24 protein-coding genes and 1 tRNA gene are annotated in these 16,315 nt (G+C 58.1%); 3 read left to right on the top strand and 22 right to left on the bottom strand.

Annotation, left to right across the window (positions count from 1 at the left end):
• A partial coding sequence (locus ACIQY3_RS00005; protein ID WP_400555528.1) for a MerR family transcriptional regulator occupies nucleotides 1-268 on the top strand: 268 nt, incomplete at its 5' end.
• An 89-nt stretch (nucleotides 269-357) separates the two neighbouring features.
• Nucleotides 358-434: transfer RNA gene (locus ACIQY3_RS00010), tRNA-Pro, on the top strand.
• A 79-nt stretch (nucleotides 435-513) separates the two neighbouring features.
• On the opposite strand, the gene ACIQY3_RS00015 is transcribed toward ACIQY3_RS00010, so the two are convergent.
• The 22 genes from ACIQY3_RS00015 to ACIQY3_RS00120 form a co-directional block, all read right to left on the bottom strand.
• Nucleotides 514-1,677: a tyrosine-type recombinase/integrase gene (locus ACIQY3_RS00015; RefSeq protein ID WP_403017598.1), complete on the bottom strand. Its 1,164-nt coding sequence runs from the start codon at nucleotides 1,675-1,677 to the stop codon at nucleotides 514-516.
• Nucleotides 1,563-1,949, bottom strand: coding sequence for a hypothetical protein (locus ACIQY3_RS00020; RefSeq protein ID WP_403015956.1), 387 nt, complete (start codon nucleotides 1,947-1,949; stop codon nucleotides 1,563-1,565). The genes ACIQY3_RS00015 and ACIQY3_RS00020 overlap by 115 nt, the downstream gene beginning before the upstream one ends.
• Before the next feature lie 78 nt (nucleotides 1,950-2,027).
• A complete protein-coding gene (locus ACIQY3_RS00025; RefSeq protein WP_403015959.1) occupies nucleotides 2,028-2,522 on the bottom strand; it encodes a hypothetical protein in 495 nt (164 codons plus the stop codon).
• Nucleotides 2,523-2,565: 43 nt separating this feature from the next.
• Entirely contained in the window at nucleotides 2,566-2,946 is a 381-nt protein-coding gene (locus ACIQY3_RS00030; protein WP_403015962.1) for a hypothetical protein, read from the bottom strand.
• Nucleotides 2,947-2,995: 49 nt separating this feature from the next.
• Complete coding sequence (locus ACIQY3_RS00035) at nucleotides 2,996-3,313, bottom strand: hypothetical protein (RefSeq protein WP_403015965.1); 318 nt, start codon at nucleotides 3,311-3,313, stop codon at nucleotides 2,996-2,998.
• On the bottom strand, nucleotides 3,310-4,449 hold the full coding sequence (locus ACIQY3_RS00040; protein WP_403015968.1) for a DNA-methyltransferase: 1,140 nt from the start codon (nucleotides 4,447-4,449) through the stop codon (nucleotides 3,310-3,312). Before ACIQY3_RS00040 ends, ACIQY3_RS00035 begins: the two co-directional genes overlap by 4 nt.
• A gap of 49 nt (nucleotides 4,450-4,498) precedes the next feature.
• Nucleotides 4,499-5,236 (bottom strand): hypothetical protein, encoded by a 738-nt coding sequence (locus ACIQY3_RS00045; RefSeq protein WP_403015971.1) that lies wholly within the window; start codon nucleotides 5,234-5,236, stop codon nucleotides 4,499-4,501.
• Between the two features lie 47 nt (nucleotides 5,237-5,283).
• Complete coding sequence (locus tag ACIQY3_RS00050) at nucleotides 5,284-6,198, bottom strand: hypothetical protein (protein ID WP_403015974.1); 915 nt, start codon at nucleotides 6,196-6,198, stop codon at nucleotides 5,284-5,286.
• A gap of 361 nt (nucleotides 6,199-6,559) precedes the next feature.
• Nucleotides 6,560-7,333, bottom strand: coding sequence for a hypothetical protein (locus ACIQY3_RS00055; protein WP_403015977.1), 774 nt, complete (start codon nucleotides 7,331-7,333; stop codon nucleotides 6,560-6,562).
• A 43-nt stretch (nucleotides 7,334-7,376) separates the two neighbouring features.
• On the bottom strand, nucleotides 7,377-8,504 hold the full coding sequence (locus ACIQY3_RS00060) for an RNA-directed DNA polymerase (protein ID WP_403015980.1): 1,128 nt from the start codon (nucleotides 8,502-8,504) through the stop codon (nucleotides 7,377-7,379).
• 242 nt (nucleotides 8,505-8,746) lie between these two features.
• Entirely contained in the window at nucleotides 8,747-9,100 is a 354-nt protein-coding gene (locus ACIQY3_RS00065) for a four helix bundle protein (protein ID WP_403015983.1), read from the bottom strand.
• 57 nt (nucleotides 9,101-9,157) lie between these two features.
• Nucleotides 9,158-9,751, bottom strand: coding sequence for a DUF1566 domain-containing protein (locus ACIQY3_RS00070; RefSeq protein WP_403015985.1), 594 nt, complete (start codon nucleotides 9,749-9,751; stop codon nucleotides 9,158-9,160).
• A gap of 118 nt (nucleotides 9,752-9,869) precedes the next feature.
• On the bottom strand, nucleotides 9,870-10,346 hold the full coding sequence (locus ACIQY3_RS00075) for a hypothetical protein (protein ID WP_403015988.1): 477 nt from the start codon (nucleotides 10,344-10,346) through the stop codon (nucleotides 9,870-9,872).
• A gap of 73 nt (nucleotides 10,347-10,419) precedes the next feature.
• Nucleotides 10,420-10,668 (bottom strand): hypothetical protein, encoded by a 249-nt coding sequence (locus ACIQY3_RS00080; protein ID WP_403015991.1) that lies wholly within the window; start codon nucleotides 10,666-10,668, stop codon nucleotides 10,420-10,422.
• A gap of 69 nt (nucleotides 10,669-10,737) precedes the next feature.
• Nucleotides 10,738-11,328, bottom strand: coding sequence for a hypothetical protein (locus ACIQY3_RS00085; protein ID WP_403015994.1), 591 nt, complete (start codon nucleotides 11,326-11,328; stop codon nucleotides 10,738-10,740).
• Nucleotides 11,329-11,335: 7 nt separating this feature from the next.
• Nucleotides 11,336-11,899, bottom strand: coding sequence for a siphovirus Gp157 family protein (locus ACIQY3_RS00090; RefSeq protein WP_403015997.1), 564 nt, complete (start codon nucleotides 11,897-11,899; stop codon nucleotides 11,336-11,338).
• A complete protein-coding gene (locus ACIQY3_RS00095) occupies nucleotides 11,896-12,633 on the bottom strand; it encodes a hypothetical protein (RefSeq protein WP_403016000.1) in 738 nt (245 codons plus the stop codon). Before ACIQY3_RS00095 ends, ACIQY3_RS00090 begins: the two co-directional genes overlap by 4 nt.
• Nucleotides 12,630-13,724, bottom strand: coding sequence for a hypothetical protein (locus ACIQY3_RS00100; protein ID WP_403016003.1), 1,095 nt, complete (start codon nucleotides 13,722-13,724; stop codon nucleotides 12,630-12,632). Before ACIQY3_RS00100 ends, ACIQY3_RS00095 begins: the two co-directional genes overlap by 4 nt.
• Before the next feature lie 276 nt (nucleotides 13,725-14,000).
• A complete protein-coding gene (locus ACIQY3_RS00105) occupies nucleotides 14,001-14,135 on the bottom strand; it encodes a hypothetical protein (protein ID WP_403016006.1) in 135 nt (44 codons plus the stop codon).
• Entirely contained in the window at nucleotides 14,132-14,353 is a 222-nt protein-coding gene (locus tag ACIQY3_RS00110) for a hypothetical protein (protein ID WP_403016009.1), read from the bottom strand. The genes ACIQY3_RS00105 and ACIQY3_RS00110 overlap by 4 nt, the downstream gene beginning before the upstream one ends.
• Nucleotides 14,350-14,598, bottom strand: coding sequence for a hypothetical protein (locus ACIQY3_RS00115; RefSeq protein WP_403016012.1), 249 nt, complete (start codon nucleotides 14,596-14,598; stop codon nucleotides 14,350-14,352). The genes ACIQY3_RS00110 and ACIQY3_RS00115 overlap by 4 nt, the downstream gene beginning before the upstream one ends.
• Before the next feature lie 21 nt (nucleotides 14,599-14,619).
• Nucleotides 14,620-14,877, bottom strand: coding sequence for a hypothetical protein (locus tag ACIQY3_RS00120; RefSeq protein WP_403016014.1), 258 nt, complete (start codon nucleotides 14,875-14,877; stop codon nucleotides 14,620-14,622).
• Nucleotides 14,878-15,615: 738 nt separating this feature from the next.
• Here ACIQY3_RS00120 and ACIQY3_RS00125 point away from each other — a divergent pair.
• Nucleotides 15,616-16,050 (top strand): DUF1654 domain-containing protein, encoded by a 435-nt coding sequence (locus tag ACIQY3_RS00125; RefSeq protein WP_403016017.1) that lies wholly within the window; start codon nucleotides 15,616-15,618, stop codon nucleotides 16,048-16,050.
• Nucleotides 16,051-16,315 lie beyond the last annotated feature (265 nt).

Consider the following 16,315-nt stretch of genomic DNA (forward strand, 5'->3'; position numbering starts at 1 on the left):
AAAACCACACGTGCTGCGCTACTGGGAGCAGGAGTTTCCTCAACTCAACCCCGTCAAACGCCGCGGAAACCGCCGGTATTATCAGCGCCAAGACGTGCTGATGATCCGGCAGATCCGCGCGCTTCTTTACGATCAGGGATTCACTATCGGCGGCGCTCGCTTGCGTTTGTCCGGCGATGAAGCCAAAGACGACACCACCCAATACAAGCAGATGATTCGGCAGATGATTGCTGAACTGGAAGACGTGTTGGTTGTACTCAAGAAATAAATTCCTGCGTTTGAATACTTCCAGTTTTCAAAAGCTTGCGATATATTCTTGAGCGTTCCTCGAGATGAGGAACAGGTTTAACGCCTAGTCGGGGCGTAGCGCAGTCCGGTAGCGCACTAGCATGGGGTGCTAGGGGTCGAGTGTTCGAATCACTCCGTCCCGACCATATAATTCAATGACTTAGGCCGATGTTCACAGCATTGGCCTTTTTCATGCGCGTGACATTTGCGTGACTACTCCACTTCTCACGCCTGCTTCCTCTTCAAAATTGTCAGCACCGGCCCACGCGAATCGGTTGCTGATACCATGTTCGCAGCCTCAATCAGATGCCCGAGCTCCGCGCCCGAGTAGTGACTGGTGATGCTGCCGTTCTTGTGGCCAAGAAGGGCCTTGCGGTCTTCCTCGGTGACACCCGCCGCTCGAAGGCGACGGCCAAACGTGTGTTTCAAGTCGTGAATCCTGATCGACAGATAGCCAGGGTGAGCGGGGCGAAGGTTTTCCTCCTGCCAGAGTTTCGCCGCTCTCACTCGTGCCTTCTTCCAAGCCGAGTCGTTCATCCGGTGCATTGCGTTGCCGTTGTAAGGGAATACCCATTCCTTGCTCAGGCCACGCTGCCGCTCAATGATCGATTTGGCCACGCTGTTCAGCACCACCAGGCGCTCGTCGCCGTTCTTCACGCCAGATTTTTCATGTCTCCCACCAAAATCAGCCGGAATAAGAAACACGCTTTCGCCAAGCTCCGGAACTGAAATCTCCCAATCCCACCGAAGTTTGCAGACCTCCTGCTCGCGACAGCCTGTGTTCACCTTGAACAGAGCCATCGTTTGCAGGTGAGCCGGCAACTCTCCGAAAAGAATCGATTGCTCCTCCCACGACATCGGGTAGGGCTTGCGACTCGACTTCTTCTCTTCCAGCTTCGAGAGCATCGGCACGCTATCCAGCCATGGCCGTCGCTCATCATCTCGCCACTTCCTGGCACACAACGACAAAACCCGAATCACGCGCTCAATCGAGATATTCACCGTTCTGTTGCTGACGCCTTTCTTCACTTTGCCATCCACGAGCTTCTTGGTCGCCAACCTGTCCTTGATAAAAGGGCCCAGGGCCTGGTCATCAATATGGGTCAGCGGCATGTCACCGATGAATGCGTCCAGCTGTGAAAGGTGATGAGCCGAAAGCTTGATCGAAGGCTGATCCTTAAATTCGACCAAGAAGCGCATTGCCGCATCCCGCCATGTTCTGACCTGTCGAACGCCGTAGACCTTCTCCTGTCGGATCTGCTCGAGCCGGTGGATCAGGTAGCGCTCTGCTTCTTGCCGGTCACTTGTTCCAGTAGATTCGTAAAGTCTTTCGCCGTTGATTTTCTTGTCGATATGCCAGAGGCCTTTCCTTTGGGAGAGGCCTGTGATTGTTTTTCGCGCCATTGTGTTTCTCCTTTCTGGCGCTCGCTGCGGGGCAATTGTTGCTCCGTCGCGCCCTTTTTATCAATTGCCTTGGCTGCCACATAGGACGAGGCCCATGCATCAAGCTCCTGTCGGTCAAAGCCGATACCACGCTCGCCAATCGGGAACTCATTGACGTACGGCCTGACGATTTCGTTGAATAGCGGCAAATTCATGCTCAGGTAGGCAGGCGCCTCGCCGGCGCGAATAAAGCGTGGCTGCAATTTTTGTGCGCCCATACAGCATCCTTTTCCCCTGCTGGGGCAGTTAAATGGTGGTGCTCCATGCCGCGCGTGGCGGCAGAAGGTGGTGATGGGTTATGCGCCGGCCTTGGCTAGAGCTGCGTCGGCAACTGCCATTGCGGCTTGGGCGTCGTTCACGTAGGCGGGATCGAAGTAGCCGGCCAGGTGGATGGTCGCTTGGCAGGCGCGCAGGTTCTCGCGGTTGAGTTTCAGCGCGGCAACCAGTTCTTCGTGCAGTCCGCGCTCCTCCCGTCCGATATCGAAGAATCGCTGCGCCCAGTGACCGGCAGGTGGAGGGGTGCCGTTCTGTGCGCCCACGGCCAAGGATCCAATGATCACGTCACACAGATCGCTCTTGTAGGCATTGTCGCCGTCGATGCTCAGGCCGCGCCGGCGCAGGGTGGAAACCACCTCGTTCAGGTCGAGCCCATCGTCCTGCAGAACGATGTCGAGTTCTGGTTTTTCGGGTGTGTAGATGGTCAGGCAGAGCTTGGCGCCGTCTGGCAGACAGGCGCTGATCTTCTCCAACGCATCGATCGCCGTTTCATGAAAGTGGTTCAGTGCGGACATACGCATTCCTCGCCCGCCATACAACGGCAGGCTGTTGAGTTGATTATTGGGTCTTGGCGGGGAACCACTGGGTTTCATATTCGAACTGAGGAACCAGCTCGGCCGTGATGTGTGGCATCTCCAACTGAAGCTGGTGAGTTCCGTAAGGATTCGCGACAAAGTCCTCAGCAATCTCTTGGAACCGTTCCTTGAAGATGCTGAGCAAGTGATCGGCGGCCGCCTCGAACCTCTCTTCGCGAAAGTACTTGTCGATCACACCGTCGCGGCACACTTGCCAGACGATGCGCTTCGGCTGCGCCTCAGCCGCCTTGATCTTCTCTTCGATGATGCTGCGGGCAGCGCGGAGCTGATCGAGCGACAGAGTGGCGACAAAGTCGGGGGTGCTGATTTGTTGGATCGCGGTATCGCAATTTGCTGAAGACATACGAATTCCTTGCCTGCCAACGCCGGCAGGCTGTTGTGTTGGGGAGGGGTTACTGCTGGATCAGTTCGGCGGGGACCTTCACGGCGCCGCCGCACTTGGCGAAGACCACGGCGCGGAACACTGCGATGGTCCGGGTTTCGCCGGGCTGGCGGTTGAACGGGTCGTTCGTCATGTCGGCCAGCCAAGGGTGCCGGTGACCGACATCGACCCAGACGCCGTACTTCGTGATCAGGTGCTCGGCGTCGGGCAGGGCGAAGAGCTGAAGCTGACCGGCGCCGGGCTGCTGATCACCCTCGATCGCGTTGATTGCCCAGTCCAGCGCCGGGCCGGCCAGTTCCTCGGTGCGGATGCTGACCATGCGGTTCATCCCGCCACCGCCTTCGCGTCGTGAAACACGTCCATCTGCGCCGCACCGTCGAGCCAGGCAGCCGAGATCCGGCGCTCAGCCATGGCGGCATAGTCTGGGTTGAGTTCGCATAGGATCGACTTTCGGCCCTCCTGCATGGCGACCACCGCTGTGGTACCGGCGCCGCCGAATGGGTCAAGCACCACGCCACCGCGGGGAGCCCCGGCCAAAACGCATGGCCGGATCAGGTCGGGCGGGAAGGTGGCGAAGTGGGCGCCCTTGAAGCTATGGGTCGCCACAGTCCACACGCTGCGCTTGTTCCTCGTTGCCGTGTCCCAAGTGCTTTCCTTTCGGTCTGGTCGGTGCGTGCCTTTGTTCTGCCCCGGGATCACCTGCTCTCGCTTCGAATCCTCCCGCTTGAAACTGTCGCGCCGTGCACGCTCCGCACCTTCCTTGTGAAAAGTTCCGTGGCCACCGTCGCCGGTTGAGGTATCCCAGCCGGTCGGCACCATTGCCCGCGGCTTCGTCACTGCGTCGAACCCGTGACCGAAACCGACGCCGGTTGGCGTGGCGCCATAAATCGCCGGCTCGCGTATCGCCTCCATGTCGCAGTGGTACCGCCGCGCCTTGCTGAGCAAGAAGATGTACTCGTGGGCTTTGGTGCACCGGTCCCGAGTCGACTCAGGCATCGGATTCGGTTTGTGCCAGATGATGTCCTGCCGTAGATACCAGCCGTCGTCCTGTAGCGCGAAGGCTAGGCGCCACGGCATGCCCATTAAATCCTTGGGCTTGTACTCGGCATGAGTAGTGGCTTTTGCCTTCCTTTGTGATGCCATCACCTGGCGCTGGCTGATGGTTGAAACACCGACTCCCATATCGTCGCGGCCGTGCGCGCCCCAACTCCCGGCATAGCTGTCGCCCATGTTCACCCAGGCCGTGCCGTCGTCGCGGAGTACTCGCCGTACTTCGCGGAACACTTCGACCAGTCGGGCAATGAACTCGCCCGGGGTTTCCTCCAAGCCGATCTGACCTTCTACGCCGTAATCGCGCAGGCCAAAGTAGGGTGGGCTGGTCACGCAGGTATGAACTGATTTTTCCGGCAGCGTCCGCATCATGTCGATGCAGTCGCCGACCAGAATGCGGTGCTGTTCTGTCATCGCCACGGCCCCCTGTAGATCAGGTAGGCCATGTAGAGCGGGGCGAAGATCATGGCGCAGCCCTCCTGACGTCATCGACGGTCACAATGTGCGGGGTGATGTCCTTGATAGTGAAGAAATGGGGCTGGCAATGCTTCCGTGCCCAGGCCATCAGTGGGCGCATAGCTCGCTCCAGATCAGCCTTCGCCGCAGCGTCGAGCGTTGGGTAATTGTCGGCCCACTCGCCGGCGTCGCTGTCGTAGGCGCGCTCGCTCATGTGGTCGAGCAGTTCACTTTGGTCTGGCAGGAAGCTGGCCGGATCATCTTTGCGCTCGGTACCGCGATAGACCGTCCCGCCTTCGTAAAGGCCCAGACTGAAGCTGGCCGGGTGACCATCGCCGTCGCTGTCGTGGCCGTAGTTGTCCTTGAGCAATTCATCAAGGCTGTCGTAATCCCAGGAACCGTTCTCACCGGTGAGGGACCACTTCTCTCCAGTCGCCGGAGCTTCATAGTCAGGAATCGAGTTCGCCGCAGCTATCGGCAGGGCCGCCCTGAACTGTTCGAGATATTCGGCTTGGTTTGATCCCCAACGATTTACCAGGCACTCGTCGTCAACCGGCGCGTCTTCGTCTTCCGGCTCGCCTGACGGTTCGCCCGGCACCATGAAGAACTCGCGCTCGACATCGTGCAGAAGATCAGAGAAGCGTTTGGTGTTTTCGATGTTGGCCAACAGCGTCGAAAGTTCGTGGTTGGAGCTGAGACCGAACACGTTGTAGATGTCGGCCAACTCTGGCTTATGTTTGGGCATGACTTCGTCCTTGCCGCTATAGCGGCTGACTTTGAATGGGGAGGGAGTTACTGCTGATTGGTGATGCGGGCGTGAGTACGCGCGGCATGCATTTCGGCGTCGGTGGCCTTGCGCCCCGACACCCACATCCCATCTGGATGGCGCTTGAAGGTCCAGCCGTAGTGGGCGTTATCCTTGTCGATCATGATGGCGAACTCGCCGCCGATGGTCTCGATCATGCCCTTGATCTGAATCTCGTCCGTTCGGCGAGTCGTAGGCGACACCAGCCGCGTTTCATCAGGTGCCAGGGTCGGATCGATAACCACCGGGAAACCAAACATTGGCGCTGGCCGCTCCATCCTGCACCAGAACGCCAAGACCTTTTCACCTTCGCTTTTAAAAGGGGCCAGCCATTGACCGTCAACGCGCTCGTGAGAGATCGATAGGTGCAAGGCGCGAGTTCGCTCTTTACCATCTTCAAAAACATCGCCAGGCACGCGCAGCATCGACAGAGGTCGCAGGTCCTGGTCAAGTTTTTGGAGTTGCTGGATCAACTGGCGGACTGTCTTGGGCGCGCCCCACGTCACTGGATCGGGTGACACAGGCGGGGTCATCTCATCAATCCGCTGGTCCGCTGCGTTCAGGCGCAGCTGCAGGGCGTCACGCTCGCGAATCGCTTGGGCATGCTTCCCGCGCCAGTGCAGCACGGCTTCCAGCTCTTCCGCTGCCGTCACTGCAGGGAGACCGGTCACGCGCCGCTCGATCATCTGCCAGGACGGCTCGTACTCGGGCCAGTCACTTTCGATGACCAGGAACGAACGAGCTGGAGCGCCGGCAATCAGCATTTGCTCATAAAACCTGCGGCAACGGCCTGAGAAGTTTCGGCGCACATCTGCCGGAAGCTTTTCCATATCGCTGCGCTTGATGACGATGTAACGGTCTTCGCGGCGAAACGGCTCGGCCGGTTTGTTTTCTGTGGGCATGGGGCGTCCTAACCGGGGCATGCCCGGGCGGTGGAATGGGAACAGATATCAGTTAAGATTCGTTAATTCTTAAAAGGTGGCGTTCATGACCTGCATGATTTGCAATGAGCCAGCGACGGCGGTTGATTTGTTCGATAGATGCCTGGAGATTGCGTGTTGCAAGTGCGGGCGCTATCGAGTCACCGGTAGCGCAATTGCGTTCTTGGATAAACACGGCTGGCGTTTTGACGTTGAGCTTGCCCGGAAGTGGATAGAGGATCAGCAGGGCTCTGGAATAATTCCAGTCATTGATTCGGAGGTGGCTGCCCGACTGATTGACGTTTAAGGGGGCGTCCTATTCCCGGGCGTTGAAGTGGGGTGGTTATGCGCTGGCGATGATGTCGGCTTCGGCCATTTCGCAAAAGAAGGAGCAGGCCGGGATTTTCTCGTTCCGCCGCACCGGGCCGTCGCCGAGGTCGCGCAGAGAAAAGCGCACGTTGGTAGTCCGGTTGCGGAAAAGGTAGGAGCCTTCGCCCAAGTCGTCTTGGATCAGGCACAGCCCCTCAAATTGCTCCGGAAAGTCTTCCCGAATAGCCCGGAAATAACCTTCGCCACCCTTCACGCAGCCGATGCAGTTGGCGTTGTCGTAGCCCATGCGGTACATCAGGGGGAGTTCGATGCCTGCGCGCTCGACCATGGCTTTGCAATCTTCCTTGCCCAGGCCACGATCAATCAGCGGGGCTATCACTGGCCGGTCGGGATTGCGCTCGCGGAAATCCGCCAGGCGATCCGTCTCCTCGGCAGTAAAGCCGAACACCATCACATCACCTGGCTGTTTCCATGTGTCGAGCAAGCGGCGCTTGAGCAGCTTTGTGCAGGGGGCGCCGTATTGGTTCTTCATGTACCGCTCGCGCCGGAACACCTCCTGAGCGTCGGCTCCGTACTTTTCATCCCGCAGTACAGTCACAGGGCGGCCGAACCACGCCTCGCAATCTAGGGCAAAGCGGCGGTTGTCTGGATGCTCGTTGGCCAGGAAGGCGTTGACGATCTGCACATCGTGAGTGGCGCCATATTCCGCCAGGGCCAGCTTGGTGGCCACCGCCGACGCAGCGCCGCAACTGAATTGGCATACGATTCGTGGTCGTTGTGCGGACATGAGGGATCCTCGCCGGCTGGCGTGATTCGAAAAATGGGTGGGGTTACTTCTTCTGAAAGGTCTTGGTCAGCGCCGCATTGACGCTGTTGCCGCTCTTCAACACGACGCGGGCGAGTGCTGCCCGGTCTTTCTCGCTGTGGCTGGCCTGGCTGAGCAGGCCGAAGTAGCTGTTGGCCGTCTCGCGCAGATCCTCGGCAGGTGCCGCGGCTGTTCGCTTCAGTGCCTGGGCCAGTGATCGTTTGCGGGTGGTTCGCCGCCATGGCTTGATGACGTGTCCAACGAAGTCGACGCCGCGATCTACTGGCTGCAGGATCGTCTTCGTGGGGTTAAGCTTGGCGCCAAGCCTGGGCAAGAACGCTTCGACCTGGGCCAGCCACTCGTTGAGCTGCTGGGGCGACTCATGCAGGAACACAAAGTCATCAACGTACCGGATGTAGTGCTTGGCGCGCAGCTGGTGCTTTGCGAACTGGTCCAAGGCGTCGAGGTAGATGTTGGCGAAGAACTGCGACGACAGGTTGCCGATCGGTAGGCCCAGGCTCGCTGGCTGCGCCACCAGTCGCTTGTGTTGCGGCACCCGATTGAACAGGTGGGCCGGGCTGCGCACCTCATAGTCTTCGCGCGGGTCATGCATGAGGATCTGCGTGGTCAGGGCCAGCCACCAGGGTTCGGTGATCTTGGCTTCCAGCTGCTTACGCAGAACCGCCTTGTCGATGGCGACAAAGAAGTTGGCCAAATCCAACTTTAGATACCAGCAGGGCTTCGACCAATTCTGCGAGGCGCTGCGGATCTTCGACTCAAGCCGGGTAGCGGCGTAAAGCGTGCCGCGCCCAGGAATGCATGCGCAACTGTCCGCTATGAAGCTGGCGTAGAAGCGCGGTGCCACATGGTTGTAGAGCAGGTGGTGGGCGACGCGATCCCGAAATGCTGCTGCCCACACTTCTCGGGCTTTCGGCCGGGTGACCACGAAGCAGATGGAGCGGCCTGGCCGGTAAGTGCCGGCAATCAGGTCGTCGTGAAGCTCCAGCAAGTTGATCTCCATGTCCCTTTCGAACAACCTGGCACTCGCTGTGTTGCGCTTGTGCCGCCGGCAGTCGTAATACGCTTGGACGAGATCCTCGAACTGGAAGGGTGCAACATTCAAATCTGCGGACAGGGCGGACGAGCCGCTCATCGTTCTTGTCGTTGTTGTTGATCCAGCCATCTTCGAAGTCCATGTTGAAGGCGTTGTTGGCGGAATACTGCGACCTGCCGAGCTATCTACATCGCCACCCCGAAGGCTTCGCCGATCAGGATGGAAACTGCGCAAGACCTACGCGGACGCTTTAGACCGGCGGTATCTTGGGTGCGCATGGCGGTGACCCAGAGGTCAGCGGCTCGACCAGATTTTGCGCATAGACGGGAGAGCCTTGACCCTCACGTAGCGGGCGCTGTTGCGGACTTTTTCCAGGCATTCGCCTGTCGACCTACAGAGGCCGTCATCTTCATTGCCTTGGCGTGCTGACCCTTACTGATCAACCCTCGATTGGTGAGAGCGCGCAGCAAGTAATTCAGCATCCAGACACTTTCAAGTAGCAGATTCAGATGTGGGAGTTTTTCCCGCGCCATGTTGGCTCGGCCGATCAACACCAGAACTTGCAGGCACTCATCGCGGATCTTTGCCCCGACAACTTGTTTCAGGTCGCGGGGGATGTTTCGCACCAGATCGAGCGACATGCCGAGAAGTTCTTCTGCAACCTTGTGGATCTCCAGATCCGAATGCATGGCCATCCTGGCCTCCTTGAAAAGCGAGGGCGCTATCGCGCCCATGAATGAATTATTGAATGATCAAATAAAGCGTCTGCGGACAGGGCGGACGAGCCGCTCATCGTTCTTGACGCTGTAGTAGATCCAGCCATCTACGAAGGCCATGCTGAAGGCGAGGTTGGCGGAATACTGCGTGCTGGTCCAGTGGTAGGCCTTGCTGAATACATCCTTGTCACCAAGGGTGATTTCGAGGAATGAAGCCTCTCGGCGGGACATCAGATAAAAGTCTTTATGGCCGTCTCGTTCGAACGAGCTGCAGAACTGAGCAGCGGGATAGGTCGTGTCGGTTTCAACCAGATCGGCAGTATTGCTCGGGCCGCCATGCGCGCTTTTCGCACCATCCAGTTCTTCCCGGTAGCCGCCCCACTGAAGTTCGGCTTCTGCATCGGCGCCGGTTGGCACGATCAAGTAGTAGGGCTTTCCGTCTCCAGGGAACAGTCCACCGCTCACCCCGCCTTCGCCGGGCCAGACTTCGCCAATAGCAGGGATTTGGCTTGGAGTGGCCGTCGGCGCAACTGCAATCGCCAGAGAAGCCAGCTTGAGAACCACCGATTCGTCAGGGCTGCTGATCATCAGATCGCCACGGGTGTAGGTGGTCAGTTGATTTGCTTGCATGGGATGCTCCTGTGAGGGAATTGGGCGCAGGCCGCCGGCGCTACCCGGCAAGCTTCTGGTCTGAGCGTCGTCCTGACACTCCCGGGAATCGCCTGCATAAAATCAAAGAAGGAATGAATTACTGAATAGGAAGGCTGCGGACAGGGCGGACGAGCCGCCCATCGTTCTTGTCGTTGCTGCCGATCCAGCCATCTTCGAAGTCCATGTAGAAGGCGCTGTAGGCGGAATACTGCGTACTCAGCCAGTGCCAGCGATCCTCGCGCAGGGTGATCAGGCCATCGGCCTTGGCCGACATCAGCAGAGCGCCTTCCAAGTGAGACGGGATGTGCGCATCCAGTTCCAGCACCTTTGCCGCAAGTTCGCTGCCGGCTTCGGCCATGGCGCGGGTATTGGCGGCGCCGTCGCTGTAGCTTTTGGCGCCGGCCACGTCTTCGCCGTACTTGCCCCAGGCGCCGGTCAGCTCTTCGTCGAGTAGTACCAGTGCGCGCTCTTCACCGTTTAGCCAGTTGCGGGTGACGAACACACCGCCGGCCAGAGGCTGGCCGCGTTCAGGCAGGTCGGTGGCGGCAACGGAATTCAGTGCATGTTGAGTCATGGTTTTCTCCGGGTGTGCGCCGCCCTCCGTGACCGGATGCAGCAAGTAGGTTTGGGTGTGTCACGGCGGCATGTCACGCAATGCGAATGTGATCCGCCAGTTGTTCGTCAGTCATGCGGTCAGCGCCGCGGATGAGGCGGGAAATCAGATCTTGCTCTTCGTCGATCTTCGTCCGGGCCATGACCCGTTTCAGCGCAGCGTCATCGTTGTGATAGAGCTTCGTGACAATCTGCCGTGACAGTAGCGAGGCTTCTTTTTCCGCCTTGGTTAGCTTGTCCCGTTCGCGCTGGTCGCGCTTGCGTTCGGCTGGATTCTTGGCCATGGCCTACCTCTTCAATTCCGCTGGCCGGCAAGTCCAGCCATGTCTGTCGTTTGCGTTGCTGTACCCTGGCTATGCGGCGCATGAAGCGCTACCTCGCCGCGCTTTTGGATAATCAATACCGTGGGCGGCGATAATCCGCTCAAAGGCCTTGTTGCCAATGGCGAGCTTCCCGCAGCACTGGCGCCGGGTTATGCCCAGCTCCAGGAAGGCCCTGATCCGCTCGGCGAACTTCGCGTCTCGGGCTTCGACCTGTTCTTGCCGGTGAGCGTCGTTAGCGCCGCCGCTTGCCGCTTTCTTGAAAGTGAACCCGTATTCCTGGGACATGCTCAAGAGAGTGCGCCTGCTCATGCTTAGGGCCTGGGCGACTTCGGTCTGGGTGTGGGTGGTGGCCAGCGCCATTACCTGGTCGGCCTTCGCCTTGCGCTTTTCTTCTCGGATATTGAGCGGCGCTGGTACAGGAGCCGCTTCAATCCGCCGCCGAATAAACGGCTTCGGCACTGGCGGCATCTGGTTGCTGTAGCTGATCGGCTTGGGCTTGTAGCCAATGGGCGCCGCTTCTTCGATGTGGCCGCCGGCCGCCAGATATTGGGCGACCTGAGCGGCTAGTTCGTCGGATGCTGGCCGAAGGGCTTCGACCATGCTGAGGTGGTTGCTGATCATGGTGGCCTCACTTGATGCGGATTGAACTGTCGCCGCGTTCGAGGTGAGCCCATTTAGGCTCTTCGAGCAGTTCGTGTTCTGCGTCCTCTCCGGCGGCCATGCGCTTGCGGACGGCTTCGTTGTGCTCCCGGATTTCCTTCAGCTTGGCTGCGATGGCCTTTTTGTCCGGAGAGATGCTCGACTTCACAGAGGACAACTCGTCCGGAACCGCATCTTCGTTATCCACGATTACCCGCTCACTTCCCATCGCCAGGGTGATGGTGAAGAGCGGGCGCTTGATTGACTTGATGTTGGCGGCCTCCATGTTTCGGCGCAGATAGTCGCTGATCTGCGTGACGCTGTTCGACTTGATACGCTTGAGTTCGGCAAGGCGCTCGATCTCGTTGTCGATGGCGGTCACGTCGCTTTCGATGTTGCGGCGCAGCATGACGATGTTGTCGGCCTTGTCGTTGAAGTCGCCCTGGATCTCGTCCATGGCGTGCTGCAAGGCCTCTTTCAGGCCCTCATCATCGGTGTCGTCCATGGCCTGGAGTTCGGCGAGTTTGCCGGTCAGTGCGTAGAGCTGGGTCATGCTGCTGCCTCCGTGCCTTTCTCAAGGCTGGCTTTGCGTTCTTCGAATGCGCGAGTGATACGGGCAATGAACGCGGGCTCATTGCGGCGTTTGGCTTCGCGGATGTATTTCACGTTTAAGGTTTTGAGCTCGTAGACAGTGACGGCCTTGCCGATGGTCTCAACCGCCGAGGCCAGCCAATCCACGCGCTCCTGCTTCTGACGCAGGATTTCGGCGTCTTTGTCGTCGGCATTTGCGATTGCCTCTTCTTCCTTGAGCTGGGTGACGTATTCGTCGTCGTCGAACAGGCCCAGGAACACGTCGGCACTGAAACCCAGCATCGACAGAGATTTCTTGATGGCATCGGTGAGTGATTTTTTTGGCGCTTCGCCGTCTGTGGTGGTGCCGTACTTCGATTTGTAGAGGTAGCGGGTGCAACCGTACTGCTCGATTTCACCGCGCTTGCCATCGAGTTCGAACCAGAACTTGATTTTGATGGTGTGGTTCAGCTCAACCCCCAGCACCACGCGCTTGTCACCTTCACCTATGACCATTTCAGAGCCCTTGTCGAAGCGCTCTTCAACTACCGTCCAGCCGAACCCGATACCGACCGGACCGAAAATCTCGGTCGCCTTCATGATCATCGCCGTGCCGTTGAGGCTGGTGATCTTCTGTCCGCCAACTTCGGCTTTTTTCGTGTGGCTGGTATCGGTCTTGTTAACTTGGCCCCAAATCCGCATATTCGTGGACATCATTTATTCCTCCAACCGTCAGCGCGCTTAACCAGTTCCTTGAAGGAAGCGGCAGGCAGCCTGCTCATATATTTTTTGTTGTCGCGGTACCATTCTTCCATGGCAGCTTTGGGCGTCTGGATGGCCACGACGTGGGCGACCTGCTGTTTGTATGAGGTCGAGTTGGCCACTTGCGAGTGGAATGTCCGGCTCACCACTACGGTGTTGGTCATTCCCTGCTTGACCAGGTTGTTCAGCTCTTCCTGGGATTGAACAGCGATGGCGCCAGGGTGCTTCTGCTGGAAAAGCCTGTAACAGGCTTCCCTCACAAGTTCGGTGCTGCCGTACTCGACGTATTCAACGTCTGGAATACCTGCCTCGATCTTCTCTGCCACCTCATCCAGACGCCCCGTGTCGATCCAGGCATTTTTAGATACCTGCTTCAAATCCCAGCCGCTCACCGTTTGGCGGTCACGCTCAAGCTGCAGGTGTTCAGGGAGGATGTCGTAGCCGTAAGTAAGATCGGTGTCGCACACGAAGAGCGTGCCGACGTAGAGCTTGCCTGGCCGGGATGGCAGGATGTGGCCGTACTTGGTGCCGATGACGTCACTCATTGGCGGTTGCATGCGGAGGCACATGCCGCGAATTTCCGCTTCGTCTTCCTCTGTCAGGCCAGAAACTACGAATTCGACACCCTGATTTTGCCGGTGCGCTGGACTTTCGTTGATGCAAAGCACCTCCGCATCGAACTGATCGCTATGCCGAAACTCCGGCACCCACTGCTTGTTGCCGTTGAGCACCTTCACGTCGTAGCCGTTTCGGGTCAGCACTAGCAGAGCGATCTTGTAGCCTTCACCGAAACTGCCGATTGCATCCGAACGGTCAGCCTTGGATGTGCTGCCCAGCACCAGGGTGCTTGCTTCCAGCCTTGCGAAGCGACTGGTGATGAACAATTGACCGTCGGCAAAGGCGTATTCGAAAGGCGACTCGCTATCCAGCGCGTTCTGCACCAGCTCCCGGATGGCCTCTTTCAGGCCCCAGTGGCGCACGTAATCGCGGGACAATGGAAGTTCGTAGGACTTAGAACGAATGCGATCTGCAATTGCTGCGAGCATGGCGATACTCCCGCGCCATGCCGTTGCCGGGGCGCTGAATTCGAAGGTTTGGGTTATTGAGTGATCTGGCCGGAGTAAGCGCTTGCCAGCATCCAGGCAGTGAAGAAGAGCAGGGTGATGGCTGAGCCGCGCCAGAACCAAAATCGCTTGGCGCGCTGGTATGAGGTCATCGCGACACCGCCACTGGCAACCGGATTTCCTGCTGAATCTCGCGCATCTCGGCATAGATGCCCCACCAGAACACAGTGACGACAATGCAGAACCACCAGAAGGGCTTCATGTCAGCCTCACAACCAGCATGCCGCGCCGGGTCTGAATGGTGATGCTCTTTGGAAGATCGGCGACCAGAAAAAAGCCCCGTCTTTGCAGGGCTTCGGTCATTGCTTTGGCGTTTCGGGCGATGATGGTCATGCTGCAGCTCCCTGCAAAAGCTCGACGAAGCGTGTCATCTCCAGTGCGCGCACCTGTTTGAGGTAATCGTCGCGCTCTGCTGAGGCAATCGCTTCAAGGCGATGCGCTAAGAAGATGGCCATCCGGCAAACTGAACCAGCCATGACTGGGAACGCAGTGGCCGGGATAGTGGCAATTTCTGCCTCAATCATTTTCACTGCAGCCTCGTGATTGTTCATTGCACTTTCTCCTTTAATCCCCAGAATTCGCCAATCGCATCAGTGGCGGCGGCGACACGTTTTGCACTGGCCTTGCGCTCAACCAACTCGCGAGCCACTTGATCTGCCAGCGCCTGGGTGCGCTTCAGCGCTTCGGCCTCGTAGTCGTGGAACTCGTCCGGCTGTGGCTTCTTCTCGCGCCCCCAGGCGTCGTAGCGCCTGTCCCAGTCCCTGGCCTGCGAACTGTCTGCATAGCTGGTTGCCATGGTCGCCTCCAGAGTGGCGGATCAGTCAGTGCAAGCGCGTCGTTCGCCGCAAGACGTTCGACCTTTGCAGGAATTCGGCTTGTAGCAGAAGGAAGGGCAGACGCCCCATTTCGGGTCGTCGAACTTGTTGATCCGAGGGTTTGCAGGGTAAGGGATGATGTCGCACGTCAACGCTTGAGCTTTGCGATCTGCCTCGCCAATCGATCGAGCTTCGGCTTCGGTCGGCGCCTCGACGCAGCCAGCAGGCTTGCCTTGAAACGTTAGCCAGAATGTTTGCATGACTCTCTCCATTCGTTGGTTCACCTGTATTCGTCAACACTCATGCCTCCCGCTGGCTGCCGATGGGCGCGGGGTGAGTGCTGACGTAATAGAGGCGGGGAAGGGTGCCCAGGCCCGCTACTGGCGACGGCCTGGGTTTGCAGCATCAAGTTGTCCTGGTGCGCTATGGCGGCGCCGCGTATCCCGCTGCTGATTGCAGGTCGGCGGTTCGTCGTTGGTGCGGGCTTCGAGCTTCCTACTCACAGCGTCAAACAGCATCTGTTCGCCGTGGATCACAGGTCCTTACAACATGCACGCTACAGCTCTGAGTGCCCTGATTGAGTGGGCAGGGTGCATGAGGTCCGGCAGTCCCAGCCGAGGCTATCGGGATCGCTAATTCTTGAATCAGGTAAATCTTGCTGGCCTACGGATCTATCCAGCACCCCAAATTGCCTAGGGTTTAAGTCGCTCAAAATCACCCGGAGGCGGCGACCGATGCCCAGCTATTTGCCTCAAGCTGGCTCGGGAATCTTTCTCTCCAGCCGCGGGCCTTTCGGCTTGTTCTCCCGCTGGATAACTGTTCTTGGCGTTTTACGCTGCACGCCCGGGTCAGTTGCCAACCCTCTGAACCGTTGAGGCCGGTTCATCGCTGCCTTTGAATCTGGGCCGGTGGTGATCCGGCAAGGTGAAGTGGTGGAGCTAAAGAGCGGTGGGGTTTGAAGCCCTTCGCAGCTGGCCCCTGATTGGGTGCCGGTTGCGATGGATGTAGTTAACCATCGGTATATTTATCCGTCAATACCGATGGTTAATTTATTTTTGATGGGAATAGCTTATGCTTCACCCGACAACTGTATGCATGTACAGCTACTGGAGGTTCGCGTGGGAAAAAAACAAAATCAGACGCAGCGGGAGCCACAGGCGCTGACTGGCTTAGATAGGCTTGGTTTGAGGGTGTCGGCGATGATCGCCTCACCTGTCGCACAGATACAGCGATGGGTGACGATCCATAAGTTGGATACAGATGATGATCAGGCGTGGGATGAAATAGTGGCGGTACTGTCCGAGACAGACGGGATCGAGATGATTTTCAATGATGACGGAGCGATTACCTTGAGGTGGGACGCTCAGACTGATAATGATCAATTGATCGCGGAGTGGGAGGTCGAGCCAGTTTTAGACAAGGCGCCTTTTTAGCCGAGACTAATGAAGACCAGGCAATCAACTAATCGCTAGAGGATTATGTGAAGATGGATCTAATTATTAGAAGCGCAAAAACTCATCGCCCAAGTAATTACCAAGAGTGCCTAGTATTTAGCCCTTGCGAGGGCTTTCAATTAGCCACTTGGAAAATAATTAACGGAAGCTCTGGTTTCTTTAGGTTCGGCACTTACGAGCCGTTAAGCCCAGAACAATCAATGTTGTGGGCAGCTCTCCCAGATGGTAACAAATTGACATCTGA

It is taken from the genome of Pseudomonas sp. NPDC096950 (genome assembly GCF_044762525.1).
Taxonomy (GTDB): domain Bacteria; phylum Pseudomonadota; class Gammaproteobacteria; order Pseudomonadales; family Pseudomonadaceae; genus Aquipseudomonas.

What these genes read in the sequence shown, in the direction of transcription:
- ACIQY3_RS00020 (WP_403015956.1), bottom strand. Translation starts at nt 1,949, where the DNA reads ATGGGCGCACAAAAATTGCAGCCACGCTTTATTCGCGCCGGCGAGGCG.
- ACIQY3_RS00025 (WP_403015959.1), bottom strand. Translation starts at nt 2,522, where the DNA reads ATGTCCGCACTGAACCACTTTCATGAAACGGCGATCGATGCGTTGGAG.
- ACIQY3_RS00030 (WP_403015962.1), bottom strand. Translation starts at nt 2,946, where the DNA reads ATGTCTTCAGCAAATTGCGATACCGCGATCCAACAAATCAGCACCCCC.
- ACIQY3_RS00035 (WP_403015965.1), bottom strand. Translation starts at nt 3,313, where the DNA reads ATGAACCGCATGGTCAGCATCCGCACCGAGGAACTGGCCGGCCCGGCG.
- ACIQY3_RS00040 (WP_403015968.1), bottom strand. Translation starts at nt 4,449, where the DNA reads ATGACAGAACAGCACCGCATTCTGGTCGGCGACTGCATCGACATGATG.
- ACIQY3_RS00045 (WP_403015971.1), bottom strand. Translation starts at nt 5,236, where the DNA reads ATGCCCAAACATAAGCCAGAGTTGGCCGACATCTACAACGTGTTCGGT.
- ACIQY3_RS00050 (WP_403015974.1), bottom strand. Translation starts at nt 6,198, where the DNA reads ATGCCCACAGAAAACAAACCGGCCGAGCCGTTTCGCCGCGAAGACCGT.
- ACIQY3_RS00055 (WP_403015977.1), bottom strand. Translation starts at nt 7,333, where the DNA reads ATGTCCGCACAACGACCACGAATCGTATGCCAATTCAGTTGCGGCGCT.
- ACIQY3_RS00060 (WP_403015980.1), bottom strand. Translation starts at nt 8,504, where the DNA reads ATGAGCGGCTCGTCCGCCCTGTCCGCAGATTTGAATGTTGCACCCTTC.
- ACIQY3_RS00065 (WP_403015983.1), bottom strand. Translation starts at nt 9,100, where the DNA reads ATGGCCATGCATTCGGATCTGGAGATCCACAAGGTTGCAGAAGAACTT.
- ACIQY3_RS00070 (WP_403015985.1), bottom strand. Translation starts at nt 9,751, where the DNA reads ATGCAAGCAAATCAACTGACCACCTACACCCGTGGCGATCTGATGATC.
- ACIQY3_RS00075 (WP_403015988.1), bottom strand. Translation starts at nt 10,346, where the DNA reads ATGACTCAACATGCACTGAATTCCGTTGCCGCCACCGACCTGCCTGAA.
- ACIQY3_RS00080 (WP_403015991.1), bottom strand. Translation starts at nt 10,668, where the DNA reads ATGGCCAAGAATCCAGCCGAACGCAAGCGCGACCAGCGCGAACGGGAC.
- ACIQY3_RS00085 (WP_403015994.1), bottom strand. Translation starts at nt 11,328, where the DNA reads ATGATCAGCAACCACCTCAGCATGGTCGAAGCCCTTCGGCCAGCATCC.
- ACIQY3_RS00090 (WP_403015997.1), bottom strand. Translation starts at nt 11,899, where the DNA reads ATGACCCAGCTCTACGCACTGACCGGCAAACTCGCCGAACTCCAGGCC.
- ACIQY3_RS00095 (WP_403016000.1), bottom strand. Translation starts at nt 12,633, where the DNA reads ATGATGTCCACGAATATGCGGATTTGGGGCCAAGTTAACAAGACCGAT.
- ACIQY3_RS00100 (WP_403016003.1), bottom strand. Translation starts at nt 13,724, where the DNA reads ATGCTCGCAGCAATTGCAGATCGCATTCGTTCTAAGTCCTACGAACTT.
- ACIQY3_RS00105 (WP_403016006.1), bottom strand. Translation starts at nt 14,135, where the DNA reads ATGACCATCATCGCCCGAAACGCCAAAGCAATGACCGAAGCCCTGCAA.
- ACIQY3_RS00110 (WP_403016009.1), bottom strand. Translation starts at nt 14,353, where the DNA reads ATGAACAATCACGAGGCTGCAGTGAAAATGATTGAGGCAGAAATTGCC.
- ACIQY3_RS00115 (WP_403016012.1), bottom strand. Translation starts at nt 14,598, where the DNA reads ATGGCAACCAGCTATGCAGACAGTTCGCAGGCCAGGGACTGGGACAGG.
- ACIQY3_RS00120 (WP_403016014.1), bottom strand. Translation starts at nt 14,877, where the DNA reads ATGCAAACATTCTGGCTAACGTTTCAAGGCAAGCCTGCTGGCTGCGTC.
- ACIQY3_RS00125 (WP_403016017.1), top strand. Translation starts at nt 15,616, where the DNA reads ATGGATGTAGTTAACCATCGGTATATTTATCCGTCAATACCGATGGTT.